Origin of the sequence: Cellulosimicrobium arenosum, assembly GCF_014837295.1 — a bacterium.
In the GTDB taxonomy this organism is placed as follows: Bacteria; Actinomycetota; Actinomycetes; order Actinomycetales; family Cellulomonadaceae; genus Cellulosimicrobium; species Cellulosimicrobium arenosum.
Map to the genome: position 1 here is coordinate 282,719 of NZ_JACYHB010000002.1, position 18,756 is coordinate 301,474.

The 18,756-nt window shown below is 71.2% G+C and carries 11 protein-coding genes and 1 riboswitch; of the genes, 1 reads left to right on the top strand and 10 read right to left on the bottom strand.

All coding sequences use genetic code 11. The annotated features are described in order from the left end of the window. Nucleotides 1-14 precede the first annotated feature (14 nt). The 5 genes from IF651_RS04185 to IF651_RS04205 form a co-directional block, all read right to left on the bottom strand. Nucleotides 15-818 (bottom strand): exodeoxyribonuclease III, encoded by an 804-nt coding sequence (locus IF651_RS04185; protein WP_191827810.1) that lies wholly within the window; start codon nt 816-818, stop codon nt 15-17. A 44-nt stretch (nt 819-862) separates the two neighbouring features. Then, the gene (locus tag IF651_RS04190; protein WP_191827811.1) at nt 863-2,221 is read right to left on the bottom strand and encodes an MFS transporter; all 1,359 of its coding nucleotides are present in this window, start codon (nt 2,219-2,221) and stop codon (nt 863-865) included. A gap of 138 nt (nt 2,222-2,359) precedes the next feature. Beyond that, a complete protein-coding gene (locus IF651_RS04195) occupies nt 2,360-3,241 on the bottom strand; it encodes a bifunctional methylenetetrahydrofolate dehydrogenase/methenyltetrahydrofolate cyclohydrolase (protein WP_191827812.1) in 882 nt (293 codons plus the stop codon). 110 nt (nt 3,242-3,351) lie between these two features. Beyond that, on the bottom strand, nt 3,352-4,644 hold the full coding sequence (gene glyA / locus IF651_RS04200) for a serine hydroxymethyltransferase (protein WP_191827813.1): 1,293 nt from the start codon (nt 4,642-4,644) through the stop codon (nt 3,352-3,354). Between the two features lie 75 nt (nt 4,645-4,719). Continuing rightward, nucleotides 4,720-4,848: riboswitch (ZMP/ZTP riboswitch) on the bottom strand. A gap of 32 nt (nt 4,849-4,880) precedes the next feature. After that, complete coding sequence (locus IF651_RS04205) at nt 4,881-5,411, bottom strand: GNAT family N-acetyltransferase (RefSeq protein WP_191827814.1); 531 nt, start codon at nt 5,409-5,411, stop codon at nt 4,881-4,883. A gap of 96 nt (nt 5,412-5,507) precedes the next feature. Between IF651_RS04205 and purU the strand changes: the two genes are divergently transcribed. Further along, nucleotides 5,508-6,401 (top strand): formyltetrahydrofolate deformylase, encoded by an 894-nt coding sequence (purU, locus tag IF651_RS04210; RefSeq protein WP_191827815.1) that lies wholly within the window; start codon nt 5,508-5,510, stop codon nt 6,399-6,401. A 91-nt stretch (nt 6,402-6,492) separates the two neighbouring features. Here purU and IF651_RS04215 read toward each other — a convergent pair whose 3' ends face one another. From IF651_RS04215 to IF651_RS04235, 5 genes are all read right to left on the bottom strand, one after another. Beyond that, nucleotides 6,493-7,605 carry a substrate-binding domain-containing protein gene (locus tag IF651_RS04215; protein ID WP_191827816.1) on the bottom strand — a complete coding sequence of 371 codons (1,113 nt, stop codon included), beginning with the start codon at nt 7,603-7,605 and terminating at the stop codon, nt 6,493-6,495. A 78-nt stretch (nt 7,606-7,683) separates the two neighbouring features. Further along, nucleotides 7,684-8,973 (bottom strand): multiple monosaccharide ABC transporter permease, encoded by a 1,290-nt coding sequence (gene mmsB, locus IF651_RS04220; RefSeq protein ID WP_191827817.1) that lies wholly within the window; start codon nt 8,971-8,973, stop codon nt 7,684-7,686. A gap of 47 nt (nt 8,974-9,020) precedes the next feature. After that, entirely contained in the window at nt 9,021-10,556 is a 1,536-nt protein-coding gene (gene mmsA / locus IF651_RS04225; protein WP_191827818.1) for a multiple monosaccharide ABC transporter ATP-binding protein, read from the bottom strand. A 297-nt stretch (nt 10,557-10,853) separates the two neighbouring features. Continuing rightward, the gene (pulA, locus tag IF651_RS04230) at nt 10,854-17,033 is read right to left on the bottom strand and encodes a pullulanase-type alpha-1,6-glucosidase (protein WP_422110444.1); all 6,180 of its coding nucleotides are present in this window, start codon (nt 17,031-17,033) and stop codon (nt 10,854-10,856) included. A gap of 271 nt (nt 17,034-17,304) precedes the next feature. Next, on the bottom strand, nt 17,305-18,741 hold the full coding sequence (locus IF651_RS04235) for a glycoside hydrolase family 76 protein (RefSeq protein WP_191827819.1): 1,437 nt from the start codon (nt 18,739-18,741) through the stop codon (nt 17,305-17,307). Between the last annotated feature and the right edge of the window lie 15 nt (nt 18,742-18,756).

Genomic DNA, 18,756 nt, shown 5'->3' on the forward strand with positions numbered 1-18,756 from the left:
GCAGGCCGCTCCCGTCAGAGGTCGTACGTGACGAGGAGCGGCGCGTGGTCGCTCCACCGCTCGGCGTGCGACGGCGCCCGGTCCACCTCGACCTTGACGGTACGGTCCGCGAGCGCGGGCGTCGCGAGCTGGTAGTCGATCCGCCAGCCCGCGTCGTTGTCGAACGCCCGGCCTCGCCACGACCACCACGTGAAGGGTCCGGGCCCCTCGCCGCCGTGGACACGACCGAGGTCGACGAGGCCGACGTCGTCGAGCCACCTGTCGACGTACGCGCGCTCCTCGGGCAGGAACCCGGCGTTCTTCAGGTTGCCCTTCCAGTTCTTGATGTCCGCGTTGCGGTGCGCGATGTTGAGGTCGCCCGCCAGGACGGCGCGCCCGCCGCCCGCGGCGATCTCGCGCAGCCGCGCCGTGACCCGCTCGAGGTACGCGTACTTGCGCGTCATGGTCTCGGGGCGGCTCACGGTGCCGGAGTGGATGTAGGCCGAGACGACCGTCAGCGAGGTCCCGTCCGCGAGCTCGACGTCGGCCTCGATCCAGCGCCCGGAGTCGACCGGGTCCGCCTCCGACCCAGGACCGAGACCCACGCGGACCGCGCGCAACGGCAGTCGCGACGCGACGGCGACGCCCGCGCGGCCCTTGACGTCGCTCGCCTGGTGCGCGACGTGCCAGCCCGCGAGCAGGTCGTGCACGACGGCGTCCGGCGCGCGCACCTCCTGCAGGAGCAGGACGTCGGGCGTCCGGGAGTCGATCCAGGCGGGCATCCCACGCCGGGCGGCGGCACGGATCCCGTTCACGTTGGCGGTAGCGATCGTCAGCACCGGCACATCCCATCACACGCCACCGACGCGCGCGGCGTCGAGGATCACCGTGCGTCTGTGCCCCCGCTCACGTCCAGGTCGGCACCCACGTCCGGGACCTCGCCGTCGACGACGGCGTCCTCGCCGAGCCACGCGGCGTCCGGGCGCACCGCCCGGAACCGCCCGGCGAGGACGGCCGAGACCGCCGCGAGCGCCGCGAGGACGACGAAACCCACGCGAAGGTGCTGGGCCGTCGCGAAGACCCCGGTGAGCACGCCACCCAGCACCGCGCCGACGTACGTGAAGACGTTGAGCCGTGCTACCGCACGGTCGGTGACCGTCTCGACGAGCCCGTCCTGGTCGACGCCCGCCCTGCCGGTCCGTGCCGCGGCCACGACCTCGCGCGCCCGGTCGCCGGCCGCGGAGAACGCGAGCGGGGCGACGACGCCGAGCCCGAGCCCGGTCAGGGCGAGCCCGACGACGGCGACGGGCCACCCCGGCGCGAGCGCGACGACGGCGAACCCGACCACCCCCAGCAGCCCACCGAGGCGCACGACCCGCACGCGTCCGAGCCGCTCGACCAGTCCGTCGCCCGCGAGACGGGACACGATGAGCGCCGCCTGGTAGGCCGCGTACCCGAGCGGTGCCGCGGCCGCGGACGCGGCCAGCACGTCACGCAGGAACGTGGCGCTCCAGCTCGAGACGGCGGAGTCCGCGACCGGGAAGGCCACCATCGCGAGCCCGAGGAGCGCGACCGTCCCGGCCGCGACCCGTACCGCGGCGGCACCGGGTTGGGCGGGCGACCGGTCGACCGACCGCCCGTGCCCGGCCCCGGGGTCGGTCGGCGGGTCGACCGCCCGCGCGTCGTCGGGCACGCCGCGCACGGGTACGAGCCGGGGGCCCAGGACGAGAGCTGCGATCGCGACCAGGACCGCGACGAGCGGCAGCGCGACCGCCTGCCCGAGCCCGACGAGCGCGGCGCCGGAGACCACGAGCGCACCGAGCACTCCCCCGGCGGCGTTCCCGGCGTAGAACGAGGCGAGCAGGCTGCGCCCGTACGCGCGCTCGACGTCGATGCCCTGCATGTTCATCGCGGCGTCGACGGAACCGAGCGCGAGCCCGTACGCCCCGAGCGCGGCGAAGAAGAGCGGCCAGGTCGGCGCGGCGCCCGCCCCGGCGATCCCGATCGCCGCGAGGAGCAGTCCGCCGACCACGACGGCGCGCGATCCGCGGCGCGCGGACACCGCCCCGGACAGGGCGCTGCCGAGCCCCGCGCACACGCACACGCCGAGCACGACGAGCGTGACGACGTCGTCCCCCATGCCGAGCCGGTCCTTGTAGCCGGGGATGCTCGTCAGGACGACGGCGAACCCCGTGCCCTGGACGGCGTAGGCCGCCGTCGTCGCCGTGCGCGCGATGGTCACCTGCGCAGGGTAGCGCCCGGTCCGGCGCGGCGGGCGTGGTCTCTCCGTGCGGGGCGGGAGCGCAGGGGGTCTCGTCGCGTGCCCGTCCGCCGGGCGGTCGGCGGCGGAGGCAGTCAGGAGGCGGTCAGGTGGTGGCGGTCAGGAGAGGGTGCGCTCCGCGGTGTCGACGACGTTCGCGAGGAGCATCGCGCGCGTCATGGGGCCGACGCCGCCCGGGTTGGGCGAGAGCCAGCCGGCGACGTCGGCGACGGCCGGGTCGACGTCGCCGCGCAGCCGGGCCTTGCCCGTCTCGGGCTCGACGACGCGGCTCACGCCGACGTCGAGCACGACGGCACCGGGCTTGACGTGCTCGGCCTGCACGAAGCCCGCGACACCGGCCGCCGCGACGACCACGTCGGCGTCGCGCAGGTGCGCGACGACGTCGCGCGTCCCCGTGTGGGTGAGCGTGACGGTCGCGTTGATCTCGCGGCGCGTGAGCAGGAGCCCGATGGAACGGCCGACGGTCGTCCCGCGGCCGACGACGACGACGTCCTTGCCCGCGAGGTCGATCCCGTGCCGCTGCACGAGCTCGACGATGCCGGCGGGCGTGCACGGCAGCGGCGACGTGATCGGCTCGTTGACGCGCAGGACGAGGCGACCGAGGTTGGTCGGGTGCAGGCCGTCGGCGTCCTTGTCGGGGTCGATGCGCTCGAGCACCGCGTTGGTGTCGACGCCCTTCGGCAGCGGCAGCTGCACGATGTAGCCCGTGCAGGCAGGGTCGGCGTTGAGGCGGTCGACCGCCGCCTCGACGTCCGCCTGCGACGCGTCGGCGGGCAGGTCCTCGCGGATCGAGGCGATCCCGACCTCGGCGCAGTCCCGGTGCTTGCCCGCCACGTAGGACATGGACCCCGGGTCCGCACCGACGAGCACGGTCCCGAGACCGGGGACGACGCCGCGCTCGCGCAGGGCGTCGACCCGGGTACGCAGCTCGGACTTGATGGCGGCGGCGGTGGCCTTGCCGTCGAGGATCTGTGCGGTCATGAACGGACCTCCGAAGGTCGGTCGAGCATGCGGACGCTGCTGGCCGAACATGTGGTTGCTGCCCGTCCGCGTGGCGATACGGGCCACAACAACATGCTCAGCGGGGGGTTTTACTGGTGCAGGCCCGGGTAGAGCGGATAGGTCGCCGTCAGGCGCGCCACGCGGGTGCGCAGCGACTCCGCGTCGGTGGCCGTGCCCTCGCGCAGCGCCGTCGCGATGATCTCCGCGACCTCGGCGAACTCCGTGTCCCCGAAACCGCGGGTCGCGAGCGCCGGCGTCCCGATGCGCAGGCCGGACGTGACGCGCGGCGGACGCGGGTCGAACGGCACCGCGTTGCGGTTCACCGTGATGCCGACCTCGTGCAGGAGGTCCTCGGCCTGCTGGCCGTCCAGCTCGCTGTGGCGCAGGTCGACGAGCACGAGGTGGACGTCGGTCCCGCCGGTGAGGACGGACACGCCGGCCGCCGCGACGTCGGGCTGGGCGAGACGGTCGGCGATGATGCTCGCGCCGCGCATGGTGCGCTCCTGGCGGTCGCGGAAGTCGTCGGAGGCGGCGATCCTGAACGACACTGCCTTGGCCGCGACGACGTGCATGAGCGGGCCGCCCTGCTGACCCGGGAACACCGCGGAGTCGATCTTCTTCGCGTACTGCTCCTTGCTCAGGATGAACCCGGAGCGCGGGCCGCCGATCGTCTTGTGCACGGTCGAGGACACGACGTCGGCGTCCGGCACAGGGGACGGGTGCAGCCCGGCCGCGACGAGGCCCGCGAAGTGCGCCATGTCGACCCAGAGCTTGGCCCCGACCTCGTCCGCGATGGAACGGAACGCGGCGAAGTCGAGGTGGCGCGGGTAGGCGGACCAGCCGCCGATGATGACGTCGGGGCGCTCGGCGAGGGCCTTCTCGCGCACCTGGTCCATGTCGATGCGGTAGGTCTCGGGGTCGACTCCGTACGCCGCGACGTCGTACAGCCTGCCGGAGAAGTTGATCTTCATGCCGTGCGTGAGGTGGCCGCCGTGAGCGAGCTCGAGGCCGAGGATCTTGTCGCCCTTGTTGATGAGGGCGTGCAGGACCGCGGCGTTGGCCGTGGCACCGGAGTGCGGCTGGACGTTCGCGTGCTCGGCGCCGAACAGGTCCTTGGCGCGCGCGATCGCGAGGTTCTCGGCGATGTCGACCTGCTCGCAGCCACCGTAGTAGCGGCGGCCGGGGTAGCCCTCGGCGTACTTGTTGGTCAGGACCGAGCCCTGGGCCTGCAGGACGGCGCGGGGCACGAAGTTCTCGGACGCGATCATCTCGAGCGTGTCGCGCTGGCGGGCGAGCTCGCCGTCGAGGACGGCGGCGATCTCGGGGTCGAGCTCGGCGAGCGGGGTGTCGAGGACGGTGCGGTCGGCTGGCTGGGCGCTCATGGCGTCTCCCTCGCGTTCTGGGCAGTTGTCGTCGGCGGGGTGCGGGCTCGTGTCCGGGTACGCCCCACCAGGGTGACCCGGGGCCCAGGCGAACGACCCGTCGTCTGCACAGCAGTCGCTCCCCGGTGGTGATCCACCCTGCCCGGTGTCGGCGTCGGTATGAGGTGACGGACGAACCGGGCCGCGCCAGTCGCGACGCGCACGATCCTAACGCATGGGTCGGGCCACGCGCCGGGTCACTCCTGCGGCGCCGCAGCGGCGCCGGTGTCCTCGGCGTTGCGCGCCTCGGCCTCGCCGAGGATGCGGCGCAGGTAGGTGTACGTCAGGTCGCCGGCCGCCTTGTCGTACTGCTGCTCGTACCCGTGCTTGGTGTACATCGCGAGGTTCTGCTTGGAGTCCTTGCCCGTGAAGACCCAGATCTCCGACGTCTGCTCCGGCAGGTACGGCAGGACGTCGAACAGCATCTGCGTGCCGATCCCCCGGCCCTGCATGTCCGGCGCGACGGCGAGCCGTCCCAGCGTCGCCCGGGTGCCCTCGATCTCCACGCGCACCGAACCCACCAGCCGGTGACCGAGCCACGCGCTGATCGTCACGACGTCCTCGCGCGCCAGGTCGTCGCGCAACTCGTGCAAAGTCTGGGTCAGCGGGGGGATGTTGGGGTCGCCGTAGAGCTGTGCCTCGGTGACGAAGGCCGCCCGGCGGAGCGTGAGGAGCTCGCCGGCCTCGTCGTCCGTGACCAGACGGGTGGTGATCTGCGCGTCGCTCATGGGCACATGTTCTCAGAGATGCGCCGCGCGCGACGGGGCACGTCCGGGTGAAGGACGAGCGCGTTCCACCGGACGCGACGCGGCTACGCTCTCAGGGTGTCCACGACGACCCCCCCGACCGCCTCCGCCCCGACCACCGCCCCCGTCTCCCAGCAGTGGGTGCTGACGCTCTCCTGCCCCGACGGGCCGGGGATCGTGCACGCCGTCGCCGGTGCGCTCGCCGGGCTCGGCGGCAACATCACGGAGTCGCAGCAGTTCGGCGACCCGCTGTCGGGCCTGTTCTTCATGCGTGTCCAGGTGGAGGCCGCGACGTCGCGGGAGGACCTGGAGGCTGCTCTGCAGCCCGTCGCCGAGCACTTCGCGATGAGCTGGGTCCTCGACGTCGTCGGGCGTCGTGTGCGGAGCCTGCTGATGGTGTCCAAGGCGCCCCACTGCCTCGTCGACCTGCTGTACCGCGAGCGGTCGCAGGCGATGCCGATCGACGTCGTGGGCGTCGTCGGGAACCATCCCGACCTCGAGGACATCGCGACGTTCTACGGCAAGCCGTTCCACCACGTCCCGGTGACCCGCGGGACGAAGGCGGGCGCCGAGGCGCGGCTGCGCGAGCTGGTCGCCGAGCTGGACGTCGAGCTCGTGGTCCTCGCGCGGTACATGCAGATCCTGTCCGACGACCTGTGCCGCGAGATGCCGGGGCAGATCATCAACATCCACCACTCGTTCCTGCCGAGCTTCAAGGGCGCGCGCCCGTACGCGCAGGCCCACGACCGCGGCGTCAAGCTCATCGGCGCGACGTCGCACTACGTGACCGGCGACCTCGACGAGGGCCCGATCATCGAGCAGGACGTCGCGCGCGTCGACCACTCGCGCCGCGTCGAGGACCTCGTCGCGATCGGCGAGGACGTCGAGCGCCAGACGCTCGCGCGAGCCGTGCGGTGGCACGCCGAGCACCGTGTGCTGCTCGACGGCCACCGGACCGTCGTCTTCCGCTGAGAGGGCACACACCCGGGCCCACGACGACGAGACCCCGCCACGTCGGACGTGGCGGGGTCTCGCGGTGGGTCAGGGGATCAGGCCCCGGACGTCACTGCTCGGTGAGGGGGGCGAGCGTGTCGTCGTCCGCGTAGACCTCGGCGGCGTTCTCCTGGGTGACGATCTTCGGCTCGAGCAGGAAGGCCGGGACGACCTTCACGCCGTTGTCGTACGACTCCTCGTCGTTGACCTCGAAGTCCTCGCCCTGCTGCGCGAGGTTGATCTCGTTGATGGTCTCGGCGACGAGCTCGCGCGTGTCCTTGTAGATCGTCGAGTACTGCTCGCCCGCGACGATCGACTTGACGGACTCGACCTCGGAGTCCTGGCCGGTGATGACCGGGGTGTCCTTGCCGGCCTGCTTGACGGACGTGAGCGCGGCACGCGCCAGGGTGTCGTTCGGGGACAGGATGCCGTGCAGCTCCTCGTCCTCGTAGTTGCCCGCGAGGATCGTGTCCATGCGGTTCTGCGCGTTCTCGGCCTCCCAGCCCTGGGTGGAGGTCTCCTGCTGCGTGACCTGGCCGGAGACGACCGTGAGCGTCCCGTCGTCGATCTTGGGCTGGAGCACGCTCATGGCGCCCTCGAAGAACGGCTTCGAGTTCGCGTCGTCGGGCGAGCCGGAGATGAGCTCGATGTTGTACGGGCCCTCACCCTTGCGCTCGGCGAGACCGTCCAGGAGCGCCTGGCCCTGCAGCTCGCCGACCTTGAAGTTGTCGAACGCGACGTACAGGTCCACGGCCTCGGTGTTCTTCACGAGCCGGTCGTACGCGATGACCTTGACGCCCTGGTCCGCCGCGGCCTCGAGCTGGCTGCCCAGCTGCGAGCCGTCGATCGCACCGACGACGATGACCTTGGCGCCCTGCTGGACCATGGCCTGGATCTGGTTCTGCTGCTCGGAGACGCCGCCGTTGGCGAACTGCACGATCGGCTCGTAGCCGGCGTCGGTCAGACCGTCGTTGAACAGCTGCTCGGCGAGGACCCAGTTCTCGGAGGTCTTCTGCGGGAGCGCGACGCCGATCGTCGAGCCCTCCTCGAAGCCTGCGGGCGCCTCGGAGCCGCCGGTCTCCGCGTCGGAGCCGCCGCGCCCGTTGTCGTCGGACGAGCAGCCGGACAGGACGAGCGCGCTCGCGGCGCTCAGCGCCAGGAGCGCTGTGGTGAGCTTCTTCATGTTGCCACTTTCTGGTCGGGCACCCGTCGTCGGGTGCTTCGGGTTGTGGAGCTGTGGGGAGTAAGGAATGGGTCGGGCTCAGCCCTTGGCTGCGGTGGCGCCGTCGGCCACGGGGACCTCCGGCCGCGGGTCGTCCGCACCGGGGACGGCGCCCGTGCCCTTGTCGCGTCTGCCCGGGAAAATGAGCGCGATGATCGACGGGCGTCCCTGGACCTTGTTGTAGACGTCGAACGCGACGGCGGCGAGCAGCACGAGCCCCTTGATGATCTGCGTCATGTCGGACCCGACGCCCATGAGCTGCAGCCCGTTGTTCAGGACCGCCATCACGAGGCCACCGATGACGGAGCCGACGACCGTCCCGACGCCGCCGGAGACCGCCGCCCCACCGATGAAGACGGCGGCGATCGCGTCGAGCTCCCACATGTTGCCGTCCGACGGGCCGGAGGCCGTCGCACGACCGATGAAGATCATGCCGGCGACCGCCGCGAGGATCGACATGTTCATCATGACGAAGAAGTTCGTCCGCCGGATGTTGACACCGGAGAGCGCCGCTGCGGCACGATTGCCGCCCACCGCGTAGACGTGCCGGCCGGTGATGGTCCGTGCCGCCACGAAGTGGTAGATGATGACGAGCGCCGCGAGGATGACACCGGCGACCGGGAAGGACGTCCCGTACCGACCGCTGCCGAAGAGGTACGTCAGGTAACCGATCACCACGACGGCGACGACCAGGCGGATGACGACGACGGGGACGGACACGGTCTCGAGCCCGAGGCGCCGGGCGCTCGCGCGACGACGGTACTCGGACCAGACGACGGACGCGATCGCGAGGATCCCGAGGACCAGCGTCCAGTTGTTCATGCCCGTGTTCGGACCCCACTCGGGCAGGTACCCCGCGCCCATCGTCCGGAACTGCTCGGGCACCGGGACCGAGTTCGAGTGACCGATGAGCTGGTTCAGACCGCGGAAGAGCATCATGCCCGCGAGCGTCGTGATGAACCCCGGGATGCCGACGAAGGCGACCCAGAAGCCCTGCCAGGCTCCGATGACGGCGCCCACCGCGAGGCCGAGCAGGATGCCGGCCCACCAGGGCAGACCCCCGTCCCGCATCGCCAGCGCGACGATGATCCCGGTCACGGCGGCGACGGACCCCACGGAGAGGTCGATGTGCCCCGCGATGATCACGAGGACCATGCCGATCGCCAGCACGAGGATGTACGAGTTCCCGATGATGACGTTCTGCGCGTTGGTGGGGGTCAGGACGTTCCCGCCCGTCCGCCACTGGAAGAAGAAGATCAGCACGACGAGCGCGATGACCATGCTGTACTGCCGTAGGCCGCCGCCCGCCAGCTGCTTGAATGACGACATCGTCGGTGCTTCCTTCTGTGTCTGCGTCGGTCTGGTCGTGGTGGTGGTCACGCTGCGGCTCCTGTCATCAGGCGCATGAGGCCTTCCTGCGTGGCGTCCGCACCCGGTACGTCGCCGGTCACCCGGCCCTCGGTGACCGTGTAGATGCGGTCGCAGATCCCGAGCAGCTCGGGGAGCTCGGAGGAGATCACGACGACTCCCTTGCCCTGGTCGGCGAGCTGCTGGATCAGGCCGTAGATCTCGTACTTCGCGCCGACGTCGATCCCTCGCGTCGGCTCGTCGAGGATGAGGAGCTCGGGCTCGGTGAACATCCACTTCGCGAGGAGGACCTTCTGCTGGTTCCCCCCCGAGAGCTTGACGACGCCCTCCTTGACGGTCGGGGCCTTCACGCCCAGCGACTTGCGGTAGCTCTCGGCGGCCAGGTACGCCTCGTCGTCGTTGATGCTCCCGCGGCGCGTCACGCGTGGCAGGTTGGCCGCGATCACCGTGTCCTGGATCGTGTCGAGGAGGTTCAGGCCCAGGGACTTGCGGTCCTCGGGGACGTAGGCGATGCCGTGCTTCACGGCCGCCAGGACGCTGGGCAGCGACACGGTCTCGCCGTCGATACGGACCGACCCCGAGAGGAAGCGGCCGTAGGAACGGCCGAAGATCGAGCGCGCCAGCTCGGTGCGCCCGGCACCCATGATCCCCGCGAAGCCGACGATCTCACCGCGGCGCACGTGGAAGTTCGAGCGGTTGCACACGAGCCGGCCCGGGACCTCCGGGTGCTCGACGGTCCAGTCCTCGACCTCGAAAAAGATCTCCCCGATCTTCGGGGTGCGCTCGGGGAAGCGGGAGTCCAGCGATCGCCCGACCATGCCGCGGATGATGCGGTTCTCGTCGACCCCGTCGCCCTTGACGTCGAGCGTCTCGACCGAGCGTCCGTCACGGATGATCGTGATGGAGTCCGCGATCTCCTCGATCTCGTTGAGCTTGTGGGAGATCATGATGCTGGTGATCCCGTGGTCGCGCAGACCGCGCAGCAGGTCCAGCAGGTGCTCGGAGTCGTCCTCGTTGAGGGCCGAGGTCGGCTCGTCGAGGATGAGCAGGCGGACGTCCTTGGCGAGCGCTCGCGCGATCTCGACGAGCTGCTGGTGACCCACACCGATGTTCTTGATCAGGGTGTCGGGCGACTCGCGCAGTCCCACGCGGGCGAGCAGCTCCTGCGAGCGGCGGCGTGCCTCTCCCCAGTCGAGACCCAGCCTGCCCCGCACCTCGTTGCCGAGGAAGATGTTCTCCGTGATCGACAGCTCGGGGATGAGCGCGAGCTCCTGGTGGATGATGACGATGCCGTCGCTCTCGCTGGAACGGATGTCCTTGAACCGGACCTCCTCACCGCGGTAGACGATCTCGCCGCTGTAGGTCCCGTGCGGGTACACGCCCGACAGCACCTTCATGAGCGTCGACTTCCCCGCGCCGTTCTCGCCGCAGATCGCATGGATCTCGCCGGAACGCACGGTGAGCGTCACCTCGTCGAGCGCCTTGACGCCCGGGAACTCCTTGGTGATGGACCTCATCTCGAGGATCACGTCGCCGTCCGTCATCGGACTCCTCCCGCCAGTCGTCGCGGCGCTCCTGCGCCCCGCGGGCCCGGACGTCCTGTGCTTGTCCGAGCCGCTGCGACGTTAGGCCCGTCCGATCCTTGGCGTCAACTCCTGAACCCAAGGATCGGGGAACTGTGACCAAACAGCGATGTTGGCCGCCACGACCGCCACCGATGTGAGCGATAACACGGCGGGAACGCTCCCACGCGATCACAACCTGAACGCGTGAGAGCGCAATCCGAACCTGGCCAGACAAGCATGAAACGCCCGAAACGCCGTCGGCCCGGTAGCCGTGCGTCACGAGCAGCTGCGCGGCTCGAAGGCGGCGGCCACGGTGGTGGTGACGTCCGCACCGGTCAGCGGATCGACCTGCGTGACGGCCACCGTCGCCTCGCCCGCCTCGACCGACGCCGCACGGACCGCGAACGACTGATAGGCGTTCTTCCCCGGCGCCACGTCCGCGAACGACCTCGTCCCGAACGGCGTCGAGAGCGCGATGCCGAGCGGCACAGGACCGTCGTTCGTGGCACGGACCGCGACGTACGCCTTGCCTGCGAGGCAGCGCGAGACGGCCTCGACGGTGACGGGGGCCTCGGCACCGGCCTGCGGCTCGACGAGCACCGCCACGGTCCGTGCCGGAACGGTCACGGTCCCGGACCCCGCGTCCCACGTCGTGTCCTTGACGACGTCGTCGCTCCCCTCTGCCTGGACCGGGGAGAGTGCGTAGTCCCGGCCCGCGAGCGCCTCGATCGTCTGCGTGACCGGGTCCGGGGACGCGTTGAGCACCGCGAGGACCCCGTCGAGCGCTGGATCGACATCGTCCGCGCCCGCCGTGTCGTCGACCGACATGACGATCACGCTGGGCGCCTGGTCGGCGCCCGCGTCGGGGAACGTGACCTTCTGCTGGATGGCTCCTGCGTCGCCGAGACGGAACAGCTCGGTCGAGTGTCGCAGCCGCAGGAGGTCGTCGGCCTGCGCCGACGCTGTCGCGATGTCCGCGGGTGCCGGCTCGAGCGCGGCATCGGCCAGGAGCGGTGCCATGAGCGGCCACCTGTCCTCGTTGTCGGCCGCCATCGGCAGCCCCTTGCCGAACCCGTTGTCCTGACCGCTCCAGTCGATCGCGTTGAACCAGTCACCCGAGTCGTAGCTGTTGCGGTCGAGCGACTTCGAGCGCAGCAGGTCCGTGCCCGCGTGCCAGAACGACGGGGACTGCGAGAGCGCCGTCGTCGCGAGCGACACCGTGTTCATCCGCACCCGCTCGTCCATGGGTGTGTCCGCCGGAAGCTTGAGCGCGAGCAGGTCGAACAGTGTCTCGTTGTCGTGCGCGTCGACGTACGTGACGACCTCCTCCGGTGAGTCCGCGTACCCCGCCGGTGCGCCCCGGTAGTCGATCTCGTCCCCCCGCTGCTCCTGGCCGGTCGACGTGACGAACGTGAAGTCGCGCAGGTTGCCCGCGAGACCGAGCCGCACGAGGTCGGTCTGGTGACCGAGGTCGGCGAGCTCGTCGTCGGACCCGTCGTTGACGCTGCCGGGGTCATCGGCCGTTGCTTCGCGCCCGTTCGGGTCGGTCCCGAGGCCGGTGCCGAAACCTTGGGTGAACGTGGACGCACCGTCGACGGGAGAACCGCCGTGCACCGCGTCGCGGAGCCGGTCGGAGAACGTCCCGACGCCGGTCCCGCCGAGGTTGCCCTGGGTGGCCTGCTCGAACAGCGTGTCGTCGGCGACCTCGCCGAAGTTCCAGCCCTCGCCGTAGAGGTAGACGCTCTTCCCGTCGACCCCGTCCTCGGCGAGCGTCAGCTCGTCCAGCGCGGCCCGCACGTCGAGCATGTTCTGCCGCGAGTGGTGACCCATGAGGTCGAACCGGAACCCGTCGACGTGGTAGTCCTTCGCCCACGTGACGACCGAGTCGACCATGAGCCGACCCGCCATCGCGTGCTCGGTGGCCACGTTCTGGCAGCACGTGCTCGTCTCGACGGAGCCGGTGGTGGGGTTCTGCCGGTGGTAGTAGCCGGGCACGACCTTGTCGAGCACCGACTTCTCGTCCTGGCCGCTCGCGGCAGTGTGGTTGAACACCTGGTCGAGCACGACCTGCAGGCCCGTGTCGTGCAGGGCGCCCACCATGGTGCGGAACTCCGCGACGCGCGCGCCGCCGTCGGCGTCGGTCGCGTACGAGCCCTCCGGTGTGCTGAAGTGCCACGGGTCGTAGCCCCAGTTGAAGCCGTCGCCGGCCTGGATCCCCGCCACCGCTGCCTGCTGCTCGGTCGAGTCCGGGGCGAAGCCGCTCAGGTCACCCGTGGTCGCCTGGTCCGCCCGGTCCTCCGGGATGCTCGCGATGTCGAACGTCGGCAGCAGGTGGACGGTCGTCATCCCGGCGTCGGCGAGCTCGCGCAGGTGCGTCATGCCGTCCGACCCCTCCTCCGCGAACGCGAGGTAGGTCCCGCGCTCGGCGGCGGGGACCGTCTCGTCCGCGATCGAGAAGTCGCGCACGTGCAGCTCGTAGATCGTCTGGTCGACGGAGCGCTCGACGACGGGTGCGGCGGTGTCCTCCCACAGCGGCGGGCGGAACGCGGGGTCGTCGAGGTCGACGGCGACCGAGTGCGTCGAGTCGAGCGTGAGCCCGACCGAGTAGGGGTCGGTGACGACGTTCGTCTCGACCTTCCCCGTGCTCGGGACGTACACGGTCACCTCGTAGAGATACCGGGTGCCCTCCCACCCGGCGCGCTCCCCCGCCGACGGCTCGTCCGACGCAGCGCCGTCGAGCGTCCACGTGCCGTCGGACTGACGCGTGGCCTCGAACCGGGTCGGGTCGTCCGCCAGGGGCGTCCCCGCGGGCCAGGCCAGCAGCGCCACGTCCTGCGCGGTCGGTGCCCAGAGCGCGAACGACGGCTGATCGCCCTCGTCGTCCAGCCCGTGCCAGGTGACACCGAGCTCACGCGCCGCGGCGTCCTGCGCGAACAGGTCGTCGACGACGCCCGGGACCTGGACCCCGGTCGCGGCCGAGAGCGTCGTGCCGTCGGTCCGCGTCACGAGGAGCTGACCGGTGAGCGCGGCCTCGACGTCGGCGCGGGCGAGAGGCTGCCCGTCCGCGCCCACCGGGCGCAGCGCGGTGTGCTCCGCGAGCGCCGGGAAGTCGGCCACGACGTCGTCGGGCAGACCGCCCGGGTCGACCTCGAGCGGGTACGACTGCGCACCGTCCGGCGCGTCCACGGCACCGTCGGCCGCGAAGAGCCCGCCCTCGGGGGCGGTCCACAGCGTGTAGGTGTCGCCTGCGCCGAGAGATCCCGGCCAGGCGAGCAGCCCGTCGCGCACCCAGTGCGCCGCCTGCAGCCCGGCGCCGGGCAGCGGCGGGTTCTCGACGCCGATCTCGAGCACGTGCGTCTCGATGTCGTACGTGAACGTCACGGTCTCGCCGTCGCCGACGGAGAACTGGTAGTTGGCTCCGTCCGGCGCGCCCCCGACCCCGTAGTTCTCGGCCCAGCTCGTCCCGTGCGCGACCTTGCCCTCGTACGCCCCGGCCGACAGGGCGTCCGTGGACCAGGTGTACGTGCCGTCACCGTCCGGGTCCTTGAGCCACGACGCGAGGCAGTCCGGCGCCCAGGTCCCCGGGCAGCCGACCTGGTCCTGGAACGAGCCTGCGACGGTGACGATCGGCCCCTGCGCCGTGCTGGAGAAGTCCTTGCCGACCGGGTCCCAGTAGAACGTGACCGGACCGCCATCGGTCGTGTACGTCGCGTTGTCACCGTCCTGTACGCCACCGACGCCGTAGTTCACGGTCCACGACCCGTTGAGCGCGACCTTGTACTCGTACGTGCCGGCAGGCAGGTCGAACGTGCCGGCGTAGACGCCGTCGGCGCGCTTCGTGAGCTTCGCCGCCTCGCAGCCCGGTGCCCAGTCGCCCGCGCAGCCCATCTCGGAGTTGTGGCTCCCGGCGACGGTCACGAGGTCGATCTCGGGCTCGGGCTCCTCGCCCACCGTGCCGCTCACGTCGACCCCGACGCTCGCGAAGCTCGACGCGGCCGCGCGGTCGCCGTCCGCGTCCGTGGTGACCGCGCGGTACTCGACGAGCGTGCCCTCGGGCAGCGAGGTGACGTCGTGGAAGACCCGCGGCGTGGTGTCCTCGGCGGTCCCGAGCGCGTGCCACCCGGAGGCACCCACCTCGCGCCACGCGATCGAGGTCTCGGACCACGCGTCGTCGTCCACGGTCGCGCCGACCGGGGCGACCCCGCTCGTCGCGGCACCCGCGGCCGGGACGGTCACGGCGATCTCGCCGGACGAGTCCGCACCGACCTCACGGTCCGCGACCAGCACGACGGCAGACGTCGCGGGGACGGTGAGCGTGACCGACCCGTCCGCGGAGGCCGTGGCGGGCTCGCCGTCCCCGTACAGCACGTCGTAGCGCGCGCCCGGCGTGAGCGTCGTGAACGTGGCCTCGCGCGGCTCGGCCGCGTTGTTGAGCGCGACCAGGTGCTCGACCCTCTCCGTACGGTCCACCCGGCTGAAGGCGTACACCCCCGCACCGTTCTCGACGTAGCGCTCGACCTGTGCGCCCGTCGCGAGCGCCGGGTGCGCGGCGCGCAGCGCGGCGAGGTCGGCGATGCGCTCGTACAGCGGCGCGTCGGTGTCGTACCGGTCGACGCTCCCCGCCTGCTCACCGGTGACGAGCGGCTGGTCCGCGTACTCGTCGACCTGGGTCGCGAAGAGCGTCTGGCGCGCGTCCTTGTCACCGCCCCTGCCCGCGAAGCCCTGCTCGTCGCCGTAGTAGACGACGGGCTGGCCGCGCGTGAGGTACATGAGGTCGTGCGCGAGCTCGTCGCGCGCGAGCGGGTCGTCGGTCGACGCGAGCAGGTAGCCGACACGGCCCATGTCGTGGTTGCCGAGGAACGTGGGCAGCGCGCTCGCCGAGGTGTCCGGCGTCGTGTACATGTCGTCGCTCGCGAAGAGCGACGCGAGCCCCTTGGCGCTGTTGCCGCTCGCGAAGCTGGTGGCGGCGGACTGGAACGTGAAGTCGAGCGTCGAGCTCATGTCGGTGCGGCGCACGTAGGGGGACAGCTTCGCGGCGTCGGCGTCGTAGACCTCGCCGAACATGAAGAAGTCGTCCTTGCCCTGGGCGTGCGCGTAGTCGAGGACCTCGGTGGTCCACGTCTCCCAGAACTCGACGTTCACGTGCTTGACCGTGTCGATGCGGAAGCCGTCGATCCCGAGGTCGATCCAGTCCTCGTAGACGTCGACGAACCCGTCGACGACCCTCGGGTCCTCGGTCATGAGGTCGTCGAGGCCGTCGAAGTCGCCGTACGTGACCGACTCGCCCGTCCAGGTCGAGTTGCCGCGGTTGTGGTAGACCGTCGGGTCGTTGAGCCACGACGGGACCTTGAGGTCCTCCTTGCCCGGCGGGACGAAGGGCGTGTACGGGAACGACGTCGCGGCGTCGAGCTGCGGGAAGTCGCCCGTGCCCGCGACTGCTGCGGGGTCGAAGACGTCGCCCGCCGCGTCTCGGTAGGGCGACGTGGCCTGGTCGACGTAGGAGTACTCGTCCTCCTCGTAGTCGACGACGTCCGCCGTATGGTTCGTGATGATGTCGAAGTAGACCTTGATGCCCTTCGCGTGGGCCTCGTCGACGAGGCCCTCGAGCTCCGCGTTCGCCCCGAGGTGCGGGTCGATCTGCGTGAAGTCGGTGATCCAGTACCCGTGGTAGCCGGCCGACACGTCGGCGCCGCTCCCCTGCACGGGCTGGTTCGTGAACGAGGGCGTGAGCCAGATCGCCGTCGTGCCGAGCCCTTCGACGTAGTCGAGGTTCTCGCGCAGGCCCGCGATGTCGCCGCCCTGGTAGAACCCCTTGTCCGTCGGGTCGAACCCGGACTCGAGCCGGTCGTCGCCGAGCCCCGCCGTGTCGTTCGACGTGTCGCCGTTGGCGAACCGGTCGGTCATGACGAAGTAGAAGCGCTCGTCCGATCCGGGTTGCCGCACGGGCGGGGCGACGAGCGCGGCGTCGGCGGCCTCGTCCTCCCCCGCCAGGTCGAGCGGGGTGAGCGCGATGCGCCCGGTCGACTCGTCGAACGTGACGCGCACGCGCGTGTCTCCGCCGAGGACGAGGGGGACGTTCTCGTCCCGCCCGTCCCGGCCGTACGCCTCGTCCCACGCGTCGTCCATCGCGACCTTGTACTCCCAGCTCCCGGCGGGGACCTCGAACTCGGCCGACCAGACCCCCGGGACGTCCGACGGCGCGAGGTCCGTGGCAGCACAGGCGGGATCCCAGTCCGCGGCGCAGCCGAGCTCGGACTGCAGGTCGCCCACGAGCGCGGCGGAGCGCTCGTCGGCCCCCGCCGCCGGGGCTGCCATCGCGGCGACCGTGAGCCCGGCGAGCGTCGAGCTCGCGAGCGCGAGCGCCGCGACCGACGCGGCCGCGCGCGAAGCGCGCGGTGGGGATGGCTGGCCGGGCGCGATCGGCGACGACCGGCGTCGACGCGGCATGGAGGTCATGGGGGACTCCCTCGTCCGAAGAGGTGTGCGGATGCCACGCGAGGAGCAGCGGGGTCGGACGACGGACCAGCAGCGGACGACGTCGGCCGGGCCAGGCGCTTCGCAGCGTACGGCTGAGCCGACTGTAGCGCTTTGCAGCAACTTGCAGCAAGAGTCTGTACGGACGTCGGTTCGCGGTCGGCCCGCGAGGTGCCCCGAGCGCGGCGCGAGATCACGCCACGGCCCGACGTCGGCGACCCGGCCGTCCTGCCCCGGTCGGCCGAGCACGACGTCAGGAGCAGGAGAGCTCGTCGTAGGTCACGGTGAAGGTGACTTCCTCGCCATCGGCCACCGCAGTGGCGGTGACCACGGCGTCGCCGGCCTCGATGCTCGTCCCCCGGGAGGCGAACGACTGGTAGGCGCTCCTCCCCCCGGCGACCTCGGCGAACGCTCTCTTCCCGAACGGGGTCGAGAGCGTCACGTCGACGGGCTCGGTGCCGTCGTTCGTCGCGCGGACCGCGACGTAGGCGTCGCCCGCCAGGCACCGAGACACGGTCTGGACGGAGACCGGCATGTCCCTGGTACCGCTCGGCCGGGCCAGCGCGGCGTAGATCTGCACCATCGCCGCCTGCCCGAGGAGCTCCGTTGTCTCGCCGTCGACGGGGAACAGGCCGGTCTCGGGGTCGCGCACGTCGCGCCACTGCGCGTCCGCGTAGTCCGCCATCGCGTCGCGGTAGGTCTCGCCGCCCGTCACGGACTCCAGCAGCAGGAGGTTCTTGAACCAGATGGAGTTGAAGAACATGGGCTGGTGCTGCAGCCGGCCCTCGGTGACGTAGAAGCGGTACGAGTCGCTCGCGATCGCCTTCGCCTTGTGCAGGTACTGCTCGTCGCCCGTGGCCTGATAGAGCAGCGTGTAGGTGCCCACGGGCACGCCCTGGTTGTACGACCACTGCGCCCGGTCGATCGAGCCGTCCAGCGCGACGTTGTCCCAGTACAGCCCGTTCGGCGCCAGCAGGTACCGGTCCGTCCACGCCGTCATCCGCTCGGCCCAGTCCAGGTACTCGTCCTCCCCCGTGACCATGTAGAGCCGGGTCGCGAGCTGGGCGGCAGGCATCGTCGAGACGGTGTTGCGGTCGGTGCTCCAGGTCGCCTGGGTCCAGAAGACGCCCCCCGGTGCGGGATGGGTGGGATCGGTGTCCCAGCCGGTGACGACCAGGTCGAAGATCTCCTCCGCCCGCTCGAGCGCGTCGTCGTCGCCGCGCTCGAGGTACTGCTGCACCTTCGCGAGCGCCACCCACTCGTTGTCGTCGTAGAAGATGTCGCCGCCGTCACCGTACGGCGACCGCGGGTAGGAGTCGTAACCGGGCAGCCCCGTCGCACCGCCGTCCGCGTTCCAGAAGTGCTCCTGGCCCCGTCCACGGTCGGCCAGGTCGTCCGCAAAGGTGCTGCCGACGGGCTCGGGCAGCACGGCGAGGTCGAGAGTCGCGACGTGGGCCTGCGAGAACGGCCACTCGTAGGAGTAGGGCCGGTCCTGCGCCGTGCGCGGGTACTGCTCCAGGTAGAGCGAGGAACCGTCGTCGACGTACAGGTAGTCCTGCATCGCCTCGTAGCTGGCGACCGCGCGCTCCAGCTGAGTGCTGTCCGCGGCAGGGGCAGCGGCTGCGGGCACGGCGGCGCCGAGCACGCAGGCCAGCGCGGCGACCGCACCGGCGCTCGTGGAAGACTTCATCGTTCTCTCCTTCAC

Excerpts from the sequence above, each read along its gene's own strand:
- mmsB (WP_191827817.1), bottom strand. The coding sequence starts at position 8,973 with ATGTCGTCATTCAAGCAGCTGGCGGGCGGCGGCCTACGGCAGTACAGC.
- mmsA (WP_191827818.1), bottom strand. The coding sequence starts at position 10,556 with ATGACGGACGGCGACGTGATCCTCGAGATGAGGTCCATCACCAAGGAG.
- IF651_RS04195 (WP_191827812.1), bottom strand. The coding sequence starts at position 3,241 with ATGACCGCACAGATCCTCGACGGCAAGGCCACCGCCGCCGCCATCAAG.
- glyA (WP_191827813.1), bottom strand. The coding sequence starts at position 4,644 with ATGAGCGCCCAGCCAGCCGACCGCACCGTCCTCGACACCCCGCTCGCC.
- IF651_RS04235 (WP_191827819.1), bottom strand. The coding sequence starts at position 18,741 with ATGAAGTCTTCCACGAGCGCCGGTGCGGTCGCCGCGCTGGCCTGCGTG.
- IF651_RS04205 (WP_191827814.1), bottom strand. The coding sequence starts at position 5,411 with ATGAGCGACGCGCAGATCACCACCCGTCTGGTCACGGACGACGAGGCC.
- IF651_RS04215 (WP_191827816.1), bottom strand. The coding sequence starts at position 7,605 with ATGAAGAAGCTCACCACAGCGCTCCTGGCGCTGAGCGCCGCGAGCGCG.
- pulA (WP_422110444.1), bottom strand. The coding sequence starts at position 17,033 with ATGACCTCCATGCCGCGTCGACGCCGGTCGTCGCCGATCGCGCCCGGC.